This is a genomic window from Agromyces mangrovi (assembly GCF_030296695.1).
Classification (GTDB): Bacteria; Actinomycetota; Actinomycetes; order Actinomycetales; family Microbacteriaceae; genus Agromyces; species Agromyces mangrovi.
This window is the reverse complement of record NZ_AP027737.1, coordinates 3,385,155-3,403,676: the sequence shown is the minus strand read 5'-3', so window position 1 is coordinate 3,403,676 and position 18,522 is coordinate 3,385,155. Positions and strand designations below refer to the sequence as shown.

13 protein-coding genes and 3 pseudogenes are annotated in these 18,522 nt (G+C 70.3%); 8 read left to right on the top strand and 8 right to left on the bottom strand.

Features of this window, described 5'->3' with window-relative positions:
* Nucleotides 1-22: 22 nt before the first annotated feature.
* Entirely contained in the window at nt 23-1,024 is a 1,002-nt protein-coding gene (gene dhaK, locus QUE38_RS16230) for a dihydroxyacetone kinase subunit DhaK (protein WP_286309360.1), read from the bottom strand.
* Between the two features lie 165 nt (nt 1,025-1,189).
* Between dhaK and glpK the strand changes: the two are divergent.
* A pseudogene (gene glpK / locus QUE38_RS16225) lies at nt 1,190-2,703 on the top strand (glycerol kinase GlpK).
* Here the strand turns inward: glpK and trpD are convergent.
* Nucleotides 2,696-3,747, bottom strand: a pseudogene (trpD, locus tag QUE38_RS16220) (anthranilate phosphoribosyltransferase). The pseudogenes glpK and trpD sit on opposite strands and share 8 nt — an antisense overlap.
* Nucleotides 3,748-3,879: 132 nt before the next feature.
* Between trpD and ctaE the strand changes: the two are divergent.
* Genes ctaE through QUE38_RS16195 form a run of 5 tightly spaced genes read left to right on the top strand, consistent with a single transcriptional unit; the run spans nt 3,880 to nt 8,967 of the window.
* Nucleotides 3,880-4,524: an aa3-type cytochrome oxidase subunit III gene (gene ctaE / locus QUE38_RS16215; RefSeq protein WP_286309359.1), complete on the top strand. Its 645-nt coding sequence runs from the start codon at nt 3,880-3,882 to the stop codon at nt 4,522-4,524.
* Nucleotides 4,525-4,574: 50 nt separating this feature from the next.
* The gene (gene qcrC / locus QUE38_RS16210; RefSeq protein WP_286309358.1) at nt 4,575-5,366 is read left to right on the top strand and encodes a cytochrome bc1 complex diheme cytochrome c subunit; all 792 of its coding nucleotides are present in this window, start codon (nt 4,575-4,577) and stop codon (nt 5,364-5,366) included.
* Between the two features lie 36 nt (nt 5,367-5,402).
* Nucleotides 5,403-6,479, top strand: coding sequence for a cytochrome bc1 complex Rieske iron-sulfur subunit (gene qcrA / locus QUE38_RS16205; protein ID WP_286309357.1), 1,077 nt, complete (start codon nt 5,403-5,405; stop codon nt 6,477-6,479).
* The gene (gene qcrB / locus QUE38_RS16200) at nt 6,476-8,092 is read left to right on the top strand and encodes a cytochrome bc1 complex cytochrome b subunit (RefSeq protein WP_286309356.1); all 1,617 of its coding nucleotides are present in this window, start codon (nt 6,476-6,478) and stop codon (nt 8,090-8,092) included. Before qcrA ends, qcrB begins: the two co-directional genes overlap by 4 nt.
* A gap of 26 nt (nt 8,093-8,118) precedes the next feature.
* Nucleotides 8,119-8,967 (top strand): putative RNA methyltransferase, encoded by an 849-nt coding sequence (locus QUE38_RS16195; protein ID WP_286309355.1) that lies wholly within the window; start codon nt 8,119-8,121, stop codon nt 8,965-8,967.
* Between the two features lie 68 nt (nt 8,968-9,035).
* Here the strand turns inward: QUE38_RS16195 and ctaF are convergent, their stop codons facing one another.
* The 5 genes and pseudogenes from ctaF to QUE38_RS16170 all read right to left on the bottom strand — a co-directional run bounded on the left by ctaF (nt 9,036) and on the right by QUE38_RS16170 (nt 14,121).
* Nucleotides 9,036-9,452, bottom strand: a complete 417-nt coding sequence (gene ctaF, locus QUE38_RS16190) for an aa3-type cytochrome oxidase subunit IV (RefSeq protein ID WP_286309353.1) — start codon at nt 9,450-9,452, stop codon at nt 9,036-9,038.
* Nucleotides 9,453-11,108 carry an aa3-type cytochrome oxidase subunit I gene (gene ctaD / locus QUE38_RS16185; RefSeq protein WP_286311878.1) on the bottom strand — a complete coding sequence of 552 codons (1,656 nt, stop codon included), beginning with the start codon at nt 11,106-11,108 and terminating at the stop codon, nt 9,453-9,455.
* Between the two features lie 85 nt (nt 11,109-11,193).
* Nucleotides 11,194-12,081, bottom strand: a complete 888-nt coding sequence (gene ctaC, locus QUE38_RS16180; protein ID WP_286309351.1) for an aa3-type cytochrome oxidase subunit II — start codon at nt 12,079-12,081, stop codon at nt 11,194-11,196.
* Between the two features lie 180 nt (nt 12,082-12,261).
* The gene (erpA, locus tag QUE38_RS16175) at nt 12,262-12,618 is read right to left on the bottom strand and encodes an iron-sulfur cluster insertion protein ErpA (protein ID WP_286309348.1); all 357 of its coding nucleotides are present in this window, start codon (nt 12,616-12,618) and stop codon (nt 12,262-12,264) included.
* Between the two features lie 82 nt (nt 12,619-12,700).
* Nucleotides 12,701-14,121 (bottom strand): annotated as a pseudogene (locus QUE38_RS16170) (M20/M25/M40 family metallo-hydrolase).
* On the opposite strand from QUE38_RS16170, the gene QUE38_RS16165 reads away from it, so the two are divergent.
* Nucleotides 14,120-14,749, top strand: a complete 630-nt coding sequence (locus QUE38_RS16165; protein ID WP_433996923.1) for a DUF3043 domain-containing protein — start codon at nt 14,120-14,122, stop codon at nt 14,747-14,749. The pseudogene QUE38_RS16170 and the gene QUE38_RS16165 overlap by 2 nt on opposite strands.
* Nucleotides 14,750-14,755: 6 nt before the next feature.
* Here QUE38_RS16165 and QUE38_RS16160 read toward each other — a convergent pair whose 3' ends face one another.
* Complete coding sequence (locus QUE38_RS16160; protein ID WP_350227494.1) at nt 14,756-15,904, bottom strand: alkaline phosphatase family protein; 1,149 nt, start codon at nt 15,902-15,904, stop codon at nt 14,756-14,758.
* A 77-nt stretch (nt 15,905-15,981) separates the two neighbouring features.
* Between QUE38_RS16160 and QUE38_RS16155 the strand changes: the two genes are divergently transcribed.
* Nucleotides 15,982-18,459 (top strand): DNA gyrase/topoisomerase IV subunit A, encoded by a 2,478-nt coding sequence (locus QUE38_RS16155; protein ID WP_286309345.1) that lies wholly within the window; start codon nt 15,982-15,984, stop codon nt 18,457-18,459.
* Nucleotides 18,460-18,522 lie beyond the last annotated feature (63 nt).

Here is an 18,522-nt window from a genome sequence, read left to right as displayed (position 1 = left end):
CTCCTCACTCTCGGCGCCGCCGCTAGCGCCGCCACCGCAACGACGCGGTCTGCACGGGAGCATCCCACAACTCGATGCGCTCGTCGTCGAGGCGCAGCACCGTCAGTGCACAACCCTGCATCTCGAGCGCCGTCACGTGGTCGCCGACGAGCGATCGCGCCACCTCGATGCCCTCCTCCGCCAGTCGCTCCGACGCGCGCCGGTGCGCGATGTACAGCTCGGCCAGCGGCGTGCCGCCCATGCCGTCGGTCATGAGGAGCACGCGGTCTCCCGAGGCGAAGGGCAGGTCGGGCAGGATCACGTCGAGGAGCCGGTCGACGATCCGGTCGGCAGCCTCCATCGGAAGCGTCTCGCGCCCCGGCTCGCCGTGGATGCCGATGCCGAACTCCATCTCGTCCTCGGCCAGGGTGAAGCTCGGCTCGCCCGAGTGGGGCACGGTGCAGGGCGTCAGCGCGACCCCCATCGACCGGGCGTCCGCGTTGACGCCCGCGGCGATGGACGCGACCGCGTCGAGGTCGTCGCCGCGTTCCGCCGCCGCGCCCGCGATGCGCTCCACGAGGACGGTGCCGCCCGTGCCCCGGCGCCCGGCCGTGTACAGCGAGTCCGTCACGGCGACGTCGTCGTCGGTGATCACCGTGCGGACGTCGATGCCCTGCGCGACCGCGAGCTCGGCCGCGGTCTCGAAGTTCAGCACGTCGCCGGTGTAGTTCTTCACGATGAGCAGCACGCCCGCGCCGGCGTCCACCGCCTGCATCGCCGCCAGGATGCGGTCGGGCGTGGGCGACGTGAACACCGCGCCGGGCACGGCGGCGTCCAGCATGCCGTGGCCCACGTATCCGGCGTGCAGCGGCTCGTGGCCGCTGCCCCCGCCGCTCACGAGCGCCACCTTCCCGGCCACCGGCGCGTCGCGCCGCACCACGTGCAGCGGGTCGGCCACCACGCGGACGATGTCGGCGTGCGCCGTGCCGAACCCCGCCAGCGACTCCGCGACCACGTCGACCGGGTCGTTGATCAGCTTCTTCATGGCCCTCCCCTCGTGCGCCGCGGGCGCTGCGCGGCGATGCGGCACCCGAGCCCAACCTACGCCGCCTGCGGGCGGGGCGTCAGCCCCGAAGCCGACGCTGTCGGGCGACGGGCCGCGTCGGTATCGTGGATGCCGCGCGTCGATGCGCGACCGGGAGGCACGCTGATGGGCGAGTACGTGATCGCGATCGACCAGGGCACCACGAGCACGCGTGCGATGGTGTTCGACCGCGACGGGAGCACGGTCTCGACCGGCCAGCTGGAGCACCGGCAGATCCTCCCCCGCGCCGGCTGGGTGGAGCACGATCCCATCGAGATCTGGCGCAACACCGGCGAGGTCATCGGCCAGGCCCTCGGCAAGGCGAGCATCACCCGTCACGACATCCGCGCGATCGGCATCACGAACCAGCGGGAGACGGCCGTGGTGTGGGACCGCACCACCGGGCTCCCGGTGTACAACGCGATCGTCTGGCAGGACACGCGCACGCAGCCGATCGTCGACCGGCTGGCCGCGGAGGGGGCCGCGACCGGTTCGCCGCGACGACCGGCCTGCCGCTCAACACGTACTTCGCCGGCACGAAGCTCGCGTGGATCCTCGAGCACGTCGACGGCGCCCGGGCGCGCGCCGAGGCGGGCGAGCTGCTGTTCGGCACGATCGACACCTGGCTGCTCTGGAACCTCACCGGCGGCCCCACGGGCGGGGTGCACGCCACGGATGTCACGAACGCCAGCCGCACCCTCTTCATGGACCTCGAGACGCTCCAGTGGAGCGACGAGATCCTCGAGGCGTTCGACGTGCCGCGGGCGATGCTGCCCGACATCCGCTCGTCGTCGGAGGTCTACGGCACCGCGGCACCGTCGAGCCTGCTGCGCGAGACGCCCATCGCCGGCATCCTCGGCGACCAGCAGGCGGCGACCTTCGGGCAGGCGGCGTTCGACGCGGGCGAGTCCAAGAACACCTACGGCACGGGCAACTTCCTGATCGTGAACACGGGCGAGGAGATCGTGCGCTCGGCCAACGGCCTGCTCACCACGGTCGGGTACCGCCTCGGCGATGCGCCGCCGCACTACGCGCTCGAGGGGTCGATCGCGGTCACCGGCTCGCTCGTGCAGTGGGTGCGCGACAACCTGGGCCTGATCTCGGATGCCGCTGAGATCGAGACCATCGCGAAGACCGTCGACGACAATGGCGGCGCGTACTTCGTGCCCGCCTTCTCCGGCCTCTACGCCCCGTACTGGCGCCCGGACGCCCGGGGCGCGCTCGTCGGCCTCACCCGCTTCGTCAACAAGGGGCACCTGGCCCGTGCGGTGCTCGAGTCGACCGCGTTCCAGTCGCGCGAGGTGCTCGACGCCGTGATCGCCGACACGGGCACCCCGCCCACGGAGTTGAAGGTCGACGGCGGCATGACCGCCAACGACACCCTGCTGCAGTTCCAGGCCGACATCCTCGGCATGCCCGTCGTGCGCCCTGTCGTGGCCGAGACCACCGCGCTCGGCGCCGCCTACGCCGCGGGGCTCGCGACCGGCGTCTGGAGCGACCTCGACGAGCTCCGCGCGAACTGGCGCGAGGACCGCCGCTGGGAGCCCGCCATCGACGACGAGGAGCGCGCACGCCTCATGCGCCAGTGGCGCAAGGCCGTGACGAAGACCTTCGACTGGGTCGACGAGGACGTCAGCTGACGGTCGCCCGCACCCACGCGTCGAGCTTGGCCGCGGCCGCACCGGAGTCGATCGCCTCCGCGGCGACCGCGAGTTGCTCGCGGAACCGGTCGAGGATGCTCCGCTGCAGCTGCGAGGGATCGCGGGCGAGCGCGTACGAGACGAGACCCGCCGCCGCGTTCAGCAGCACGATGTCGCGCACGGGCCCGGCGGCGCCGCCGAACACCTCGCGTACCACGCCGGCGTTGTGCGCCGCATCGCCGCCCAGCAGGTCGGCGATGTCGGCGCGGGCGATGCCCAGTTCGCGCGGGTCCAGGTCGTGCTCGCGCACCGTGCCGCCCGAGACCTCCCAGATGTGGCTGTGCCCGGTCGTCGTCAGCTCGTCGAGCCCGTCGTCGCCGCGGAACACGAGTGCGGTCGCGCCGCGGGTCTGGAAGACGCCGACGATGAGCGGCACCCGGTCGAGCTGCGCCACCCCGACCGCCGACGCCTCGGCGCGGGCCGGGTTGCAGAGCGGTCCGAGGATGTTGAAGACGGTCGGGATGCCGAGGTCGGCGCGCGTGGGGCCCGCGTGCCGGAAGCCGGGGTGGAACGCGGCCGCGTAGACGAACGTGATGCCCACCTCGTCGAGCACGGATGCCACGCGCGACGGGTCGATGCCCAGGTCGACGCCGAGCGCGGCGAGCACGTCGGACGACCCCGACGCCGAGCTGGCGGCGCGGTTGCCGTGCTTGACCACGGGGGCTCCGGATGCCGCCGCGACGATGGATGCCATGGTCGACACGTTCACCGTGCCGACGCGGTCGCCGCCCGTGCCCACGATGTCGAGCGCCATCGGGTCGACGTCGAGCGCGACCGCGTGGTCGAGGATCGCGTCGCGGAACCCGACGACCTCGTCGACGGTCTCCCCTTCGCACGCAGCGCCACGAGGAAGGCGGCGAGCTGGGCGGGTGTGGCGTCGCCCGTCATCACCTGTTCCATGCACCACGCCGCATCGGCGACGCTCAGGTCCTCGCGGTCGAGGAGGGCGGTCAGGACCGACGGCCAGGTGGGGGTCTCGGGCATGCCACGATCCTAGCCAGAGCCGATTCCCTGCGGATTCACGGGCCGTTCACGGCGGGATTCAGGGGTCGTTCCCATGCGTTTCGGAGACACGTCCGCCACCCTGCTCAAAACCGCCCTCGGAAATCGGCCATAATGGGGAGCGTGACGAGCTCTTCAATCGCCCCTGCGGCCACACCGCCCGTGATCAACAGGCCCAACACCGTCGCGGTGGGCACGATCGTCTGGCTCGGCAGCGAGGTGATGTTCTTCGCCGGCCTCTTCGCGATCTACTTCACGCTGCGGTCCACGTCACCCGAGCTCTGGAACTTCGAGGCCGACCGCCTGAACGTCCCGTTCGCCGCGATCAACACGGCGATCCTGGTCGCCTCCTCGTTCACGGCGCAGTTCGGCGTCTTCGCTGCGGAGCGCTTCCAGCCGCGCCGCACCGGTGGGCCGTTCAACCTGATGAAGTGGGGCCTCGTCGAGTGGTTCCTGCTGAGCTACGTGCTCGGCGCCATCTTCGTGTCGGGCCAGGTGCTCGAATACGCGCAGCTGGTCTCCGAGGGCATCGCGTTCGACTCGAACGCCTACGGCTCGGCCTTCTATCTCACCACCGGTTTCCACGCCCTGCACGTGACCGGCGGCCTCATCGCCATGCTGCTCGTGGTCGGCCGTGCCTACGCGGTCTCGCACTTCGGGCACAAGGAGGCGACGAGCGCGATCGTCGTGTCGTACTACTGGCACTTCGTCGACGTCGTCTGGATCGGCCTCTTCTTCGTCATCTACGTCCTCAAATGACGCTCGGGGAGCCCACGAACATCCGCATGCACCGCAACAGGAAGAGAACGATGACCAGCTCGAAGCGTCGGACGGGACGACGTTCCCCGCTCGCCACCGTGGCACTGCTCGCCCTGGGCCTCGTGTTCACGGGCGGCGCGTACGCCGCCTTCAGCACGGGTACCGCACAGGCCGAGGTCGAGGCGACGTCGCAGCAGACCATCGAGGAGGGCAAGAAGCTCTTCCAGGCGAACTGCGCCACGTGCCACGGCCTCGACGCCCAGGGCACGGAGGCCGGCCCGAGCCTCGTCGGCGTCGGCGCCGCCGCGGTCGACTTCCAGGTCGGCACCGGCCGCATGCCCATGCAGATGCAGGGCCCGCAGGCGGAGCAGAAGCCGGTCCAGTTCACCGATGAGCAGACCAAGCAGCTCGCCTACTACGTCGCATCCCTCGGCCCCGGCCCGGACATCCCCGCAGACAGCCTGGTCAACGGCGGCGGCGACGCCGCGAACGGCGCCGAGCTGTTCCGCATCAACTGCGCGATGTGCCACAACGTCGCCGGCGCCGGCGGCGCACTCACCGAGGGCAAGTACGCCCCCGCGCTGAACGACGTCTCGGGCGTGCACATCTACGAGGCCATGGTCACGGGCCCGCAGAACATGCCGGTGTTCAACGACCTGAACATCACGCCGGAAGACAAGCGCGACATCATCACCTACCTGCAGTACATCCAGGACAACCGCTCCCCGGGTGGATTCGAGCTCGGCTCGCTCGGCCCCGTGTCCGAGGGACTCTTCATCTGGATCTTCGGTCTCGGCACCATCGTGGCGATCACCGTGTGGATCACGGCGAAGTCGAACTAGGCGCACGGGCGACGAGGAAGCGTAAGAAGGAGAACCATGGCACAGGACGACAACGGCGGTACCGACATCGCCGCTGCCGGCTCGTCATCGCACGAGCAGGAGGTCGCCGCCTCCCCCGGGACCGCAGTGGTCGTCGCGGACGGATTCGAGAACCCCGGATTCCCTCCGCACCGCAAGCGGGTCACCGACGAGGACCCGAAGAAGGCGAAGTCGGCGGAGCGCTCCGTCTACACGATGTTCTACCTGTCGATCGTCGGCAGCGTGTGGGCGATCGCCGCGTACATGATCTTCCCGATGGAGTCGAACAACGTCTTCGACGTCCGTCTCAACAACCTGTTCTTCGGCCTCGGCGTCTCGCTCGCCCTGCTCGCGATCGGCTTCGGCGCGGTGCACTGGGCCAAGGCGCTCATGCACGACGTCGAACTCGTCGATGAGCGTCACCCGGTCCGCGGCTCCGAGGAGACCCGCGCGGGCGCGGTGAAGGTGTTCCAGGACGCCGACCAGGAGTCGGGCTTCAGCCGCCGCTCCGTCATCCGCAACAGCCTCATCGGTGCGCTCGTGGTCTTCCCGCTGCCCGCCGTCGTGCTCTTCCGCGGGCTCGCGCCGCAGGACCAGGACCCGGTGGAGCTGCTCAGCCACACCATGTGGGCACAGGGCACGCGCCTGACGCTCGACCCGTCGGGCGTGCCCATCAAGGCGTCCGACGTCACCATCGGCAGCGCCTTCCACGTCATCCCCGAGGGCCTGAACGAACTCGAGCACCACAAGCTCGAGGAGAAGGCCAAGGCGGCCGTGCTCCTCATGCGCCTCAACCCGGAGGAGCTCAACGAGGCCCCCGACCGCGCCGACTGGTCGTACCAGGGCATCGTGGCGTACTCCAAGATCTGCACGCACGTCGGATGCCCCGTGGCTCTGTACGAGCAGCACACGCACCACCTGCTCTGCCCCTGCCACCAGTCGCAGTTCGACGTCGCGAACCACTGCGAGGTCATCTTCGGCCCGGCGAAGCGGCCGCTCCCCCAGCTGCCCATCGCGGTCGACGACGAGGGCTACCTCGTCGCGCAGAGCGACTTCACCGAACCCGTCGGCCCGAGCTTCTGGGAGCGTCATTGAGCACCGCAGCACCGACCACCAGCGCCCCCGAGAAGCGCAAGGGCGGCTTCACGGCGGCCGCGTCGAACTACATCGACGAGCGCACGAGCATCTCGACCGTCGTCAAGGAGCTCGGCCGCAAGGCCTTCCCCGACCACTGGTCCTTCCTGCTCGGAGAGATCGCGCTCTTCAGCTTCGTCGTCGTGCTCATCTCGGGCACCTTCCTGACGTTCTTCTTCCAGGCGTCGATGGCCGAGGTGCACTACGAGGGCTCGTACGTGCCGCTCAAGGGCATCGAGATGTCGGTCGCCATGGCGTCGACGCTCGACATCTCCTTCGACCTGCGGGGCGGCCTCTTCGTGCGCCAGATGCACCACTGGGCGGCGCTGCTGTTCGTGGCGGCCATCGGCCTGCACATGCTCCGCATCTTCTTCACGGGTGCGTTCCGCAAGCCGCGTGAGCTGAACTGGGTCATCGGCTTCGTGCTCTTCGTCCTCGCAATGGGCGAGGGCTTCACGGGCTACTCGCTCCCCGACGACCTGCTCTCGGGCAACGGCCTCCGCATCATCGACGGCATGATCAAGGGCATGCCGGTGATCGGCACCTGGACCTCGTTCCTGCTGTTCGGCGGCGAGTTCCCCGGCACGGCGATCGTGGGCCGCCTGTACACGCTGCACATCCTGCTGCTGCCGGCCATCATCGTCGCGCTGATCGCGGTGCACCTGCTGTTCGTGGTCGTGCACAAGCACACCCAGTACGCCGCACCCGGCAAGACGCAGCAGAACGCGGTCGGCCCGCCCATCCTCCCGGTGTACGCCGCGAAGGCCGGTGGCTTCTTCTTCATCGTCTTCGGTGTCCTCGCGCTGATCGCGTCGCTGTTCACGATCAACCCGATCTGGAACTACGGCCCGTACGACCCGTCCCCCGTGTCGGCCGGTACCCAGCCCGACTGGTACATCGGCTTCGCCGACGGCGCCCTGCGGCTCATCCCGCCGGGGTGGGAGTTCGTCTGGCTCGAGCGCACGTGGTCGTTCAACATCCTCGTGCCGCTCGTGGGCCTGCTCGTGTTCCTCGGCCTCGTGTTCATCTACCCGTTCATCGAGGCGTGGATCACCGGCGACAAGCGCGAGCACCACATCGCCGACCGTCCGCGCAACGCGCCGACCCGCACCGCCATCGGTGCCGCGGGCGTCACGTTCTACGCCGGCCTCTGGGCGGCGGCGAGCTCGGACCTCATCGCGACGCACTTCAAGCTCACGATGGAGGGAGTCATCCACTCCCTCCAGGCCGTGGTCATCCTCGGGCCGTTCCTGGCGTACTTCATCACGAAGCGCGTGTGCCTCGCCCTGCAGAAGAAGGATCGCGAGGTCGTCCTCCACGGCTACGAGTCCGGCCGCATCGTGAAGCTGCCCGGCGGCGAGTTCATCGAGGTGCACCAGCCCCTCGACGAGTACGACCGCTGGCGCCTCGTGAGCTACGAGAGCTACGCGCCGCTCATGATCCGCCCGGATGCCCGCGGCAAGATCTCGGTCTGGCAGAAGATGCGCGCCGGATTCTCGCGCTGGTTCTTCGAGGACCGCATCGCGCCGGTCACGCGGGCCGAGCTCGAGGCGTCGCACTCCGACCACCACTAGTCGCACCACCCCGGATCGGGCACCGCATGACCGATCGACCCATCGTCGATCTGCTGCGGTGCCCGTTCTGCGTCTCCCCGCTCGGGGGCGACGTGCACGGCACCGTCCGCTGCGCCGACGGCCATGCATTCGACGCGAACCGACGGGGCTACCTCACGCTCTTCCCGCGCAAGCGCCCGAATGTGCGCGGCGACACCGCGGAGATGCTCGCTGCGCGCGAGCGCGTGCTCGACAGCGAACCGTACCGCCAGCTGCGAGGCGCGGTGGCGGACGCGGTCGCCGATGGCGCGCCGGAGGGCGCGGTGCTCGCCGACCTGGGCTGCGGCACCGGTCAGTACGCTTCCACGTCGCTGGCGGGCCTGCAGGCGCCCGCCACGGCACTCGTCGCAGACCTCTCCCCCGAGGCCGTCAGGGCGGCCGTACGGCGCGTGCGCGAGGCATCCGCTGCCCCCGCCCTCGGTGTCGTGCTCGACCTCTGGTCGCCGCTGCCGATCGCGACGGGGGTCGTCGACCGGGCCCTGAACGTGTTCGCGCCGCGCAACCTGCCCGAGTTCGCACGGGTGCTCGCGCCGGGCGGGCGCCTGATCACGGTGATCCCGTCACCGAGTCACCTGGCCGAGCTGCGCGGTGCCGGAGGCATGATCGACGTGCAGTCGGGCAAGCGCGAGCAGGTGCGGTCGGATGCCGCAGAAGCCGGCCTCCGCCTCCACGACGCGACCCGCGTGGCCGGCGAGCTGCCCGCGTCGACGCCCCTCGCCGACGACCTGGTGCAGATGGGTCCGTCCGCCCATCACGCCTCCACGGGCCGACCTGCGCGGTTCGCGGGGCCCGTCACGGTCGACGTCGAGCTCCTCGTCTTCACCCGCGCAGGCTGAGACGCGAAACGCGTGTCGCCCCGACCGATTCCGGTCGGGGCGACACGCGTACGACGTGCGCTCCCCGCTCAGCGGGCGAAGTTGCCGCGGTAGTACTCGTAGGTCCAGCCGACGAGGCTGAGGACGACCACGGGCAGCGCGATGAAGGTGATCCAGAACCCGACCGCGAGGCCGAGGAAGCCGAGCGCTGCGGCGGCCGCGAGCATGATGGGCCACCAGCTCCACGGGCTGAAGAAGCCGAGCTCGGCGTCACCGTCGTCGATGTTCGCGTCGACGCGGTCCTCGGGCAGCTCGCCGCCCTGGGCCTTGTGCACGCGGCCCAGGTAGAAGGCGATGAACGCCGCCAGTACCGCGCTCAGTGCGATCGCGACCAGGCCGACCCATTCCGGCTCGCCGGTCTCGAGGATCGACCACACGATGTACGCGACATCGGCGAGTGCGAAGAACGCACCGATCACCCAGAAGATGGCGACATTGGCCCGCATCTACTTGACCTTCCCTTCGGTGACCTCGTAGGTCGGAGCATCCGGTGCGTCCTTGGCCGGCCCGATGCCGATCGGAAGGGCGGCCTCGGGGTGGTTCAGGTCGAACGCCGGCGACTCCGAGCGGATGCGCGGGATCGACGTGAAGTTGTGCCGCGGCGGCGGGCAGCTGGTCGCCCACTCGAGCGAGCGGCCGTAGCCCCACGGGTCGTTCACGGTCACCTTGGGCGCACGACGGGCGGTGATGAAGACGTTCAGGAAGAACGGGATCATCGACACGGCCAGGATCATCGCGCCGATGGTCGACAGCTGGTTCATCCAGGTGATGTTGTCCTCGGGCAGGTACGAGTAATACCGGCGCGGCATGCCCACCACGCCCAGCCAGTGCTGGATGAGGAAGGTCGTGTGGAAGCCGATGAACAGCAGCCAGAAGTGCCAGGCGCCGAGGCGCTCGCTGAGCATCTTGCCCGTCCACTTCGGCCACCAGAAGTAGAAGCCCGCGAACATCGCGAACACGACCGTGCCGAACACGACGTAGTGGAAGTGCGCCACGACGAAGTAGCTGTCGGAGACGGCGAAGTCGAGCGGCGGCGAGGCGAGGATGACGCCGGTGAGGCCGCCGAACACGAACGTGATGAGGAAGCCGAGCGACCAGACGAGCGGCATCTCGAACGTGATCGACCCTCGCCACATCGTGCCGATCCAGTTGAAGATCTTCACGCCCGTCGGTACCGCGATCAGCATCGTCAACAGCGCGAAGAACGGCAGCAGCACCGAGCCGGTGACGTACATGTGGTGCGCCCACACCGTGACCGACAGCGCGGCGATGGCGATGGTCGCGTACACGAGCGTCTTGTACCCGAAGATCGGCTTCCGGCTGAACACCGGGAAGATCTCCGACACGATGCCGAAGAACGGCAGCGCGATGATGTAGACCTCCGGATGGCCGAAGAACCAGAACAGGTGTTGCCAGAGGATCACCCCGCCGTTGGCGGGATCGTAGATGTGCGCGCCGAAGATGCGGTCGGCCGAGGCGGCGAGGATCGCGGCGGCGAGCACCGGGAACGCGAGCAGCACCAGGATCGACGTCACGAGGGTGTTCCACGTGAAGATCGGCATGCGGAACATGGTCATGCCGGGCGCGCGCATCGTGATGATCGTGGTGATGAAGTTGACCGCACCCATGATCGTGCCGAAGCCCGAGAGGCCGAGCCCGAGCATCCAGAGGTTTCCTCCGATACCCGGTGAGAACGTCGTGGATGCGAGTGGTTGATACGCGAACCAGCCGAACGACGCCGCACCCTGCGGGGTGAGGAAGCCGGCCACGGCCATGAGCGAGCCGAAGTTGAAGAGCCAGTACGCCAGCGCGTTCAGTCGCGGGAAGGCGACGTCGGGCGCGCCGATCTGCAGCGGCATGAGCACGTTCGCGAAGCCGGCGAAGAGCGGGGTCGCGAACATCAGCAGCATGATCGTGCCGTGCATGGTGAACAGCTGGTTGTACTGCTCACGGGTCTGCAGGATCTCGAGGCCGGGCTCGAACAGCTGGGCGCGGATGATCAGCGCCATGACGCCGCCGATGCAGAAGTAGATGAACGACGTGATCAGGTACAGGTACCCGATGACCTTGTGGTCGGTCGAGGTGATCCACTTGACGAGGATGTTGCCCTTGCGCTCCGCGGAGGAGGGCCGAACGGCGACGGACTCGCGCTCGGCTTGGCCGGTGCGGCAGTGGTGCTCATGTCGCTCAGTTCTCCTCTTCGTGCTCGACGAGCTCGGGCGCGCCCGTGCCGGGCAGGTTCTGGTTGCGGTCGTACTCGCTCGACAGCTGGCCCTCCTGGCCGGCCGCGCGCAGCGAGTCGATGTAGGCGTCGTACTCGGCCTGCGAGACGACCTCGACGTTGAAGAGCATCAGCGAGTGGTACTCGCCGCAGAGCTCGGCGCACTTGCCGGCGTAGGTGCCCTCGCGCATCGGCTCGATCGACATGTAGTTGGTCTTGCCCGGGTACATGTCCTTCTTGTAGAGGAAGTCGACGACCCAGAAGGAGTGGATCACGTCGCGCGACTCCAGCTCGATCTCGATCTGCTGGTTGACCGGGAGCACGAGGGTCGGCACCTCCGACTCCACCAGCGAGCCGTCCTCCTCGGGCTGGCCCTGGATGCCGGGCGAGTACACGTTCTCGTCGACGTAGTTGAAGTCCCACGCCCACTGCTTGGCGATGACCTCGACCGTGACGTCCGGGTTCTCGAACCGCGCCTCGATCTCGTTCTGGTCGCGCACCGTGAAGGCGAAGAAGCCGAGCACCAGGATGAGCGGCACGACGGTGTAGAACACCTCGATCGGCATGTTGTAGCGCAGCTGCACCGGCAGGCCGGTCTGGCCGCGGCGGCGGCGGTACACCACGACCGCCCAGATCGTGAGGCCCCACGTGATGACGCCGACCACCAGCAGCACGATCCACGAGGTGACCCACAGGCCCGAGATGCGCTCGGTCTGGTTCGTCGTGGGCGCCTCACCCTCGATGAAGCCCGGGAGGAAACCGTTCAACTGCGCCTGCGTGCATCCGGCGAGGACGATTGTGAGTGTCGCTGCGATCGGAAGAGCAGCCCATCGGAGACGGCGGTTCTGGCGCACCGGTGACCTTTCGGGAGATTCGTAGGCACTTCTCAGTGAAGTGGTGATCGTCCCCTAGCCTACTCCGACGCGCCGCCTGCCGTGTGCACGGTAGGCTGCCGCGTCGCGACCGGCCGGGGCGCATGCGGGCATGACGAAGCGGGGGCGCCCTCGGGCCGCCCCCGCTTCGGTGGGTTCAGGTCAGTGGAACGAGTCGCCGCACGCGCAGCTGCCCTGCGCGTTGGGGTTGTCGATCGTGAAGCCCTGCTTCTGGATCGTGTCCTCGAAGTCGATCGCCGCGCCGTCGAGGTACGGCACCGACATGCGGTCGACGATCACCTCGACGCCGTCGAAGTCGACCGTGGCGTCGCCGTCGAGCAGCCGCTCGTCGAAGTAGAGCTGGTAGATCAGCCCGGAGCATCCGCCCGGCTGCACCGCCACCCGCAGGCGCAGGTCGTCGCGACCCTCCTGCTCGAGCAGGCTCTTCACCTTGGCTGCGGCGTTGTCGCTCAGGCTGACGCCATGGGCGGCCGTCTCGGCGGGGATGGTCTGCGTCATGGTGCTCCTCGATCGATCGCGGCTGACGTGGTGTCCGCTGCGATTCTACCCCGGGCGGATGCCGCGGGGTCCCGGTTCGCGCTCAGGCGCCGCGTGCGTCGAGGCGCGCCAGGAAGAGCGCCTCGGTGAGCACCGACCGCTTGAACGCACCGAGGTGGAGCGACTCGTTCGGGCTGTGCGCGCGCGAGTCGGGGTCCTCGACGCCCGTCACGAGGATCTGCGCCTCGGGGAACACGCGCGTGAGGTCGGCGATGAACGGGATCGAGCCGCCGATGCCGGTCTGCACGGGCGCCCTCCCCCAGGCATCCGCCATCGCCTCGAGCACCGCGTCGACCGCCCAGCCGTCGGTGTCCACGAGGAACGGGTCGCCCGTGACGACCTCGTCGATCTCGACGTGCGCGCCGAACGGCACGTGGGTGCGCAGGTGGCGTTCGAGCGCCTCGGCGGCCTCCGTCGCCGACTGGCCGGGCGCGACCCGGACGCTCAGCTTCATGGTCACCGACGGCGAGAGCGTGTTCGAGGCGTCGACGAGGCGCGGCGCCGAGGTGCCGGTGACCGTGATCGCCGGCTGCGCCCAGAGGCGCTGCGGGATCGTGCCGCGGCCGACGGGCGTCACGCCGTCGAGCAGTCCCGCCTCGGCCCGCAGCTGCGCCTCGTCGTACGGCGGGGTCTCCATGTCGATCGACCGCAGGCCCTCGACCGCGACCGCGCCGTCGTCGTCGTGCAAGGACGCGAGCAGGCGCACCATCGGCATCATCGCGTCGGGCACGGCGCCGCCGAACATGCCCGAGTGCGAGGCATGCGCGAGGGTCGACACCGTGACCCGGCAGGTGACGTTGCCGCGGAGGGCGACGGTGAGCGCCGGCGTCTCGGCGTCCCAGTTCGTGGAATCGGCCACGACGATCGCATCGGCGGCCAGCGCGTCGCGGTGCAGCTCGAGGAAGTTGGCGAACGAGCGCGAGCCGTCCTCCTCCTCCCCTCGATGAACAGCGCGATGCCGAGGTCGGGGTCGCCGCCCGCAGCCACCAGCGCGCGGATCGCGGCGACGTGCGCCATGATGCCGGCCTTGTCGTCGGCGGCACCGCGTCCGTACAGGCGGTCGCCGCGCGCGGTCGGCTCGAACGGCGGCGAGTCCCAGCCGGCGTCGTCGCCGGGCGGCTGCACGTCGTGGTGCGCGTAGAGCAGCACGGTCGGGCGGCCGTTGCGCGCCGCGCGGCGGGCGAGCACCGCGGGCTGGCCGAGCTCGGCGCTGCCCTCCATCGGCGCCCGCGCGATCTCGACGGTCTCGAACACGTCGACTCCGCGCAGCAGCTCGGCGACCGCCTCGGCGCTCGCGGCGACGTGCGCGTGATCGAACCCCGCCCACGCGACCGAGGGGATGCGCACGAGCCCCGACAGCTCGGCGACGGTCGTCGGGAAGCCGGCGTCCACCGCCTCCCGGATGCGCTCCTCGCGGTCGTCGGCGGACGGCTGGTCGCTCCCGTTCGGGGCAGGCTGGTGCATGCGGGTAATCTTAAGGCCACCAGCAATCCGAGGATCAGACGTGGCCAAGACCCCCAGCAACGAGACCGACCAGGCATCGACCGGCGACGACGCCGAGCAGGCGCCGGTGACCAAGGGCAAGGGCGTACCCACTCCCTCCCGCCGCGAGCAGGAGGCCGCGCGCAAGCGGCCGCTCGTGCCGAACGACCGCAAGGAGGCGGCCCGCATCCAGAAGGCGAAGGCCGCCGAGGCGCGCGAGCGGGCCCGCGTGGGCATGGCCGCCGGCGACGAGCGCTACCTGCCGCAGCGCGACCGCGGGCCGCAGAAGAAGTACATCCGCGACTACGTCGACGCGCGCTTCAGCCTGGGCGAGATCCTCATCCCCGTGATGTTCCTCGTCATCATCCTGACCTTCATCCCGAGCTACGAGACGCAGGTCATCGGCACCCTCGGCCTGTGGGTGTTCTTCATCGCCGCGGTGCTCGACGTGCTCTGGCTCGGCCGGTCGCTGCGCAAGAAGCTGGCCGCGAAGTTCGGCGAGACGCGCGTCGAGCGCGGCATCCGCTGGTACGCGGCCATGCGCGCACTCCAGCTGCGCCCCATGCGCCTGCCGAAGCCGCAGGTCAAGCGCGGCCAGTACCCGAGCTGAGTCGCCTCAGCGGGCGTACGCTCCCGCACGGATGAGCGGGACCCGCACCTCCTCATCGGTGGCCGAGCCGTGCTGGCCGACCATCGCACGAGGCCCCGGGTTCGGGTCGCGCCCGTCGTAGTACGCCACCAGCGACCGCGCGGCGACGACGAGGTCGCCGATGCGGGCCAGGGCGGCGGATGCCACGGGTCCGAACGCGCCCGACGCGATCGCCTCCTCGCGGGTGAGCACCCACGCGCGGTGCTCCTCCGCTGCGCGCCAGCGCGCGACGAGCGCCTCGCGCCCAGCCGCATCGAGGTCGGGCTCGAACGTCAGGTAGAGGCACCGCGGGTCGCCCGCCACGTGGCGCACGCCGTCGACGAGCGCCGGGTCCCGGTCGATGAGCACGTGCTTGTGCGCGGCGACGTCGACGACGCCATGGTCGGCGGTGACGAGCAGGCCCGTGCCCCGGGGCATCCCGCGCTCGAGGTCGCCGAACGCGGCGTCGACGCGCTCGAGCTCGGCCAGCCAGCGGTCGGACTCCCAGCCCACCGCGTGCGCGGCCATGTCGAGCTCGGGCACGTACACGTAGGCGACCGCCGGCCCGCCCTCCTCGGCGAGTTCGCGCGCGGCGGCGAAGCGGTCCTCGATCGACTCGGCGGCGCGGTACTCGGCGCCCCGCAGCGCGGCCCGCGTGAAGCCCGACGCGCGATAGCGGCCCGGGCCGACGGCCACGGCCCGCACGCCCTGCTCCACGGACCGATCGAACAGCGTCGCGTGCGGCTGCCAGGCGAGCGGGTCGGTGCGATCGGCCTCCCACCCGCTCAGCAGGTTCACCGTGCGATCGGCGGAGGCGTCGAAGACGCGGTACCCGATGATGCCGTGCTCCCCCGGCTCGAGTCCGGTCGTGAATGAGGTGATGCCCGCCGCGGTCGTCGACGGGAACACCGTGCGCACCACGTCGCGCTTGCCGAAGCTCGACGAGAGCCGGCGGGCATGGCCGGCGCGAGCACGCAGGTTGTGCGCGCCCAGCCCGTCGACGAGCACCACGATCGCCACCTCGGCGGGGCCGAGCGCCAGCCGGTTCGGCTCGCCGCGCACGCTCGCGATCGCACTCGCCAGCACGTCGGTGAGCCGCGGGGCATCGGGGGCGGCGACGGGTAGCATGGCTCGCATCGCGCCCAGTCTCGCACAGCCCGGCGCGACCCCCGCGAACGACCGTGCCGACCCGGCACGCCCGACCGAGAGCACGGATGTCCCGAACGCCTGACCTGCCCGCAGACGACCAGATCGCCGAACGCATCGAGGACGTCGACGTCTCCTCCGAGATGCAGGGCTCGTTCCTCGAGTACGCCTACTCCGTCATCTACTCGCGCGCGCTGCCCGACGCGCGCGACGGACTGAAGCCCGTGCAGCGCCGCATCCTGTTCCAGATGAGCGAGATGGGCCTGCGGCCCGACCGCGGGCACGTGAAGTCGGCGCGCGTCGTCGGCGAGGTCATGGGCCGCCTGCACCCGCACGGCGACGCCGCGATCTACGACGCGCTCGTGCGCATGGCCCAGGCGTTCAGCCTGCGCGTGCCGTTCGTCGACGGGCACGGCAACTTCGGCTCGCTCGACGACGGCCCCGCGGCGCCCCGCTACACCGAGGCGCGCCTCGCCCCGCCGGCGCTGGCCATGGTCGAGAGCCTCGACGAGGACGTCGTCGACTACGTGCCGAACTACGACAACTCGTTCCTGCAGCCCGAGGTGCTGCCCGCGGCCATCCCCGGGCTGCTCGTCAACGGCGCGAGCGGCATCGCGGTCGGCATGGCGACCAACATGGCCCCGCACAACCTCAACGAGGTCGCCGCGGCGGCGCAGCACCTCATCGCCAACCCGGAGGCGAGCCTCGACGAGCTGATGGAGTTCGTGCCCGGCCCCGACTTCCCCTCCGGGGGCACGATCGTCGGCCTGGGCGGCATCCGCGACGCCTATGCCACCGGCCGCGGCTCGTTCAAGACCCGTGCGAAGGTCAGCGTCGAGCAGCTCACCGCCCGCAAGTCGGGCCTCGTCGTCACCGAACTCCCCTACCTGGTCGGCCCCGAGCGCGTGATCGAGAAGATCAAGGACGGGGTCAACGCCAAGAAGATCACGGGCATCTCGGATGTCACCGACCTCACCGACCGCAAGCGCGGCATGCGCCTCGTGATCGGCGTGAAGACCGGGTTCAACCCGCAGGCCGTGCTCGAGCAGCTGTACCGGCTGACTCCCCTCGAGGACTCGTTCAACATCAACAACGTGACCCTCGTCGAGGGCCAGCCGCAGACGCTCGGCCTGCGCGAGCTGCTGCAGGTGTACATCGGGCACCGCGTCAGCGTCGTCACTCGTCGCTCGCAGTACCGCCTCACCAAGCGCAAGGACCGCCTGCACCTGGTCGAGGGCCTGTTGATCGCGATCCTCGACATCGACGAGGTCATCCAGGTGATCCGCACGTCGGATGACACGGAGCAGGCGCGCAGCCGACTGATCGACGTGTTCGACCTGAGCACCCTGCAGGCCGAGTACATCCTCGAGCTGCGCCTGCGCCGCCTCACGAAGTTCTCGCGCATCGAGCTCGAGGCCGAACGCGACACCCTCCTCGCCGAGATCGCCGAGCTCGAGGAACTGCTCGCGAGCGAACTCGCGATCCGCACGCTCGTCGCCGACGAGCTCGGCGACGTCGCCGAGAAGTACGGGTCGCCCAGGCGGACGCTGCTCACCGAGGCGAAGCAGCAGCCGGCTGGCGCGAAGCGGCGCAAGCAGGCTCCCGAGGACCTCGAGCACGCCGACGTGCCGTGCCGCGTGTTCCTCGGCGCGACGGACCGCATCGCGCGCGTCGACCTGCCCGTCGGCGAGGACGGCCCGCCCGTGATCACCGAGCCGAAGCGTCGCAGCAAGCACGACGCCGTGCGCTCGTCGCTCGACACCACGAGCCGTACCGAGATCGGCGCGATCACCTCGCGCGGCCGCCTGGTGCGCTTCTCGCCGCTCGAGCTGCCCGGTCTGCCGCCGAACTCCGTGCAGCTCGGCGCGGGCGTGCGGGTGCACGACTACCTCGCGCTCCCCGACCGCTCCGAGCGGATCCTCGCCGTCGTGCCGCTCGCGGGCGACGTGCCGATCGCGCTCGGCACCGCCCAGGGCGTCGTCAAGCGCGTGGTGCCGTCGGCGTTCCCGAACAAGCCCGACTTCGAGGTCATCGCCCTGAAGCCCGGCGACGCGCTGGTCGCCGCCGTCCCCGCGCCCGACGACGCGGAGCTCGTGTTCGTCGCGTCCGACGCGCAGCTGCTCCACTTCCCCGCCTCCGCCGTGCGCCCGCAGGGCGCGGCCGCCGGCGGCATGGCCGGCATCAAGCTCGGCGCCGACGCACGCGTGGTGCACTTCACCGCGCTCGCGCCCGACGAGGTCGAGCGGGCGATCGTGGCGACCGTCGCGGCAGGCGGCGAGACGCTCATGGGCACCGATCCGGGTTCCGGCAAGGTCAGCGCGTTCGCCGAGTTCCCCGGCAAGGGGCGGGCCACCGGCGGTGTGCGCGCGCAGCGCTTCCTCAAGGGCGAGTCCGAGCTGTCGGTCGCGTGGGTCGGGCCCGAGCCGGCGCTCGCCGTCGGCACCGACGGGTCGACCCGCACGCTGCCCGAGCCGGGCGCCAAGCGCGATGCCTCGGGCACCCCGCTCGAGAAGGTCGTCGGCGCCATCGGCCGCCGCGTCGGCTGATCCGGCGGTCCTCGCTCGAACGCGCAGAGACGGTGACGGATGCCACGGGGCATCCGTCGCCCT

Bases quoted from the DNA above. Each gene is read 5' to 3' on its own strand.
- dhaK (WP_286309360.1), bottom strand. From the start codon at position 1,024: ATGAAGAAGCTGATCAACGACCCGGTCGACGTGGTCGCGGAGTCGCTG.
- ctaE (WP_286309359.1), top strand. From the start codon at position 3,880: ATGGGGAGCGTGACGAGCTCTTCAATCGCCCCTGCGGCCACACCGCCC.
- qcrC (WP_286309358.1), top strand. From the start codon at position 4,575: ATGACCAGCTCGAAGCGTCGGACGGGACGACGTTCCCCGCTCGCCACC.
- qcrA (WP_286309357.1), top strand. From the start codon at position 5,403: ATGGCACAGGACGACAACGGCGGTACCGACATCGCCGCTGCCGGCTCG.
- QUE38_RS16195 (WP_286309355.1), top strand. From the start codon at position 8,119: ATGACCGATCGACCCATCGTCGATCTGCTGCGGTGCCCGTTCTGCGTC.
- ctaF (WP_286309353.1), bottom strand. From the start codon at position 9,452: ATGCGGGCCAATGTCGCCATCTTCTGGGTGATCGGTGCGTTCTTCGCA.
- erpA (WP_286309348.1), bottom strand. From the start codon at position 12,618: ATGACGCAGACCATCCCCGCCGAGACGGCCGCCCATGGCGTCAGCCTG.
- QUE38_RS16165 (WP_433996923.1), top strand. From the start codon at position 14,120: ATGCGGGTAATCTTAAGGCCACCAGCAATCCGAGGATCAGACGTGGCC.
- QUE38_RS16160 (WP_350227494.1), bottom strand. From the start codon at position 15,904: ATGCGAGCCATGCTACCCGTCGCCGCCCCCGATGCCCCGCGGCTCACC.
- QUE38_RS16155 (WP_286309345.1), top strand. From the start codon at position 15,982: ATGTCCCGAACGCCTGACCTGCCCGCAGACGACCAGATCGCCGAACGC.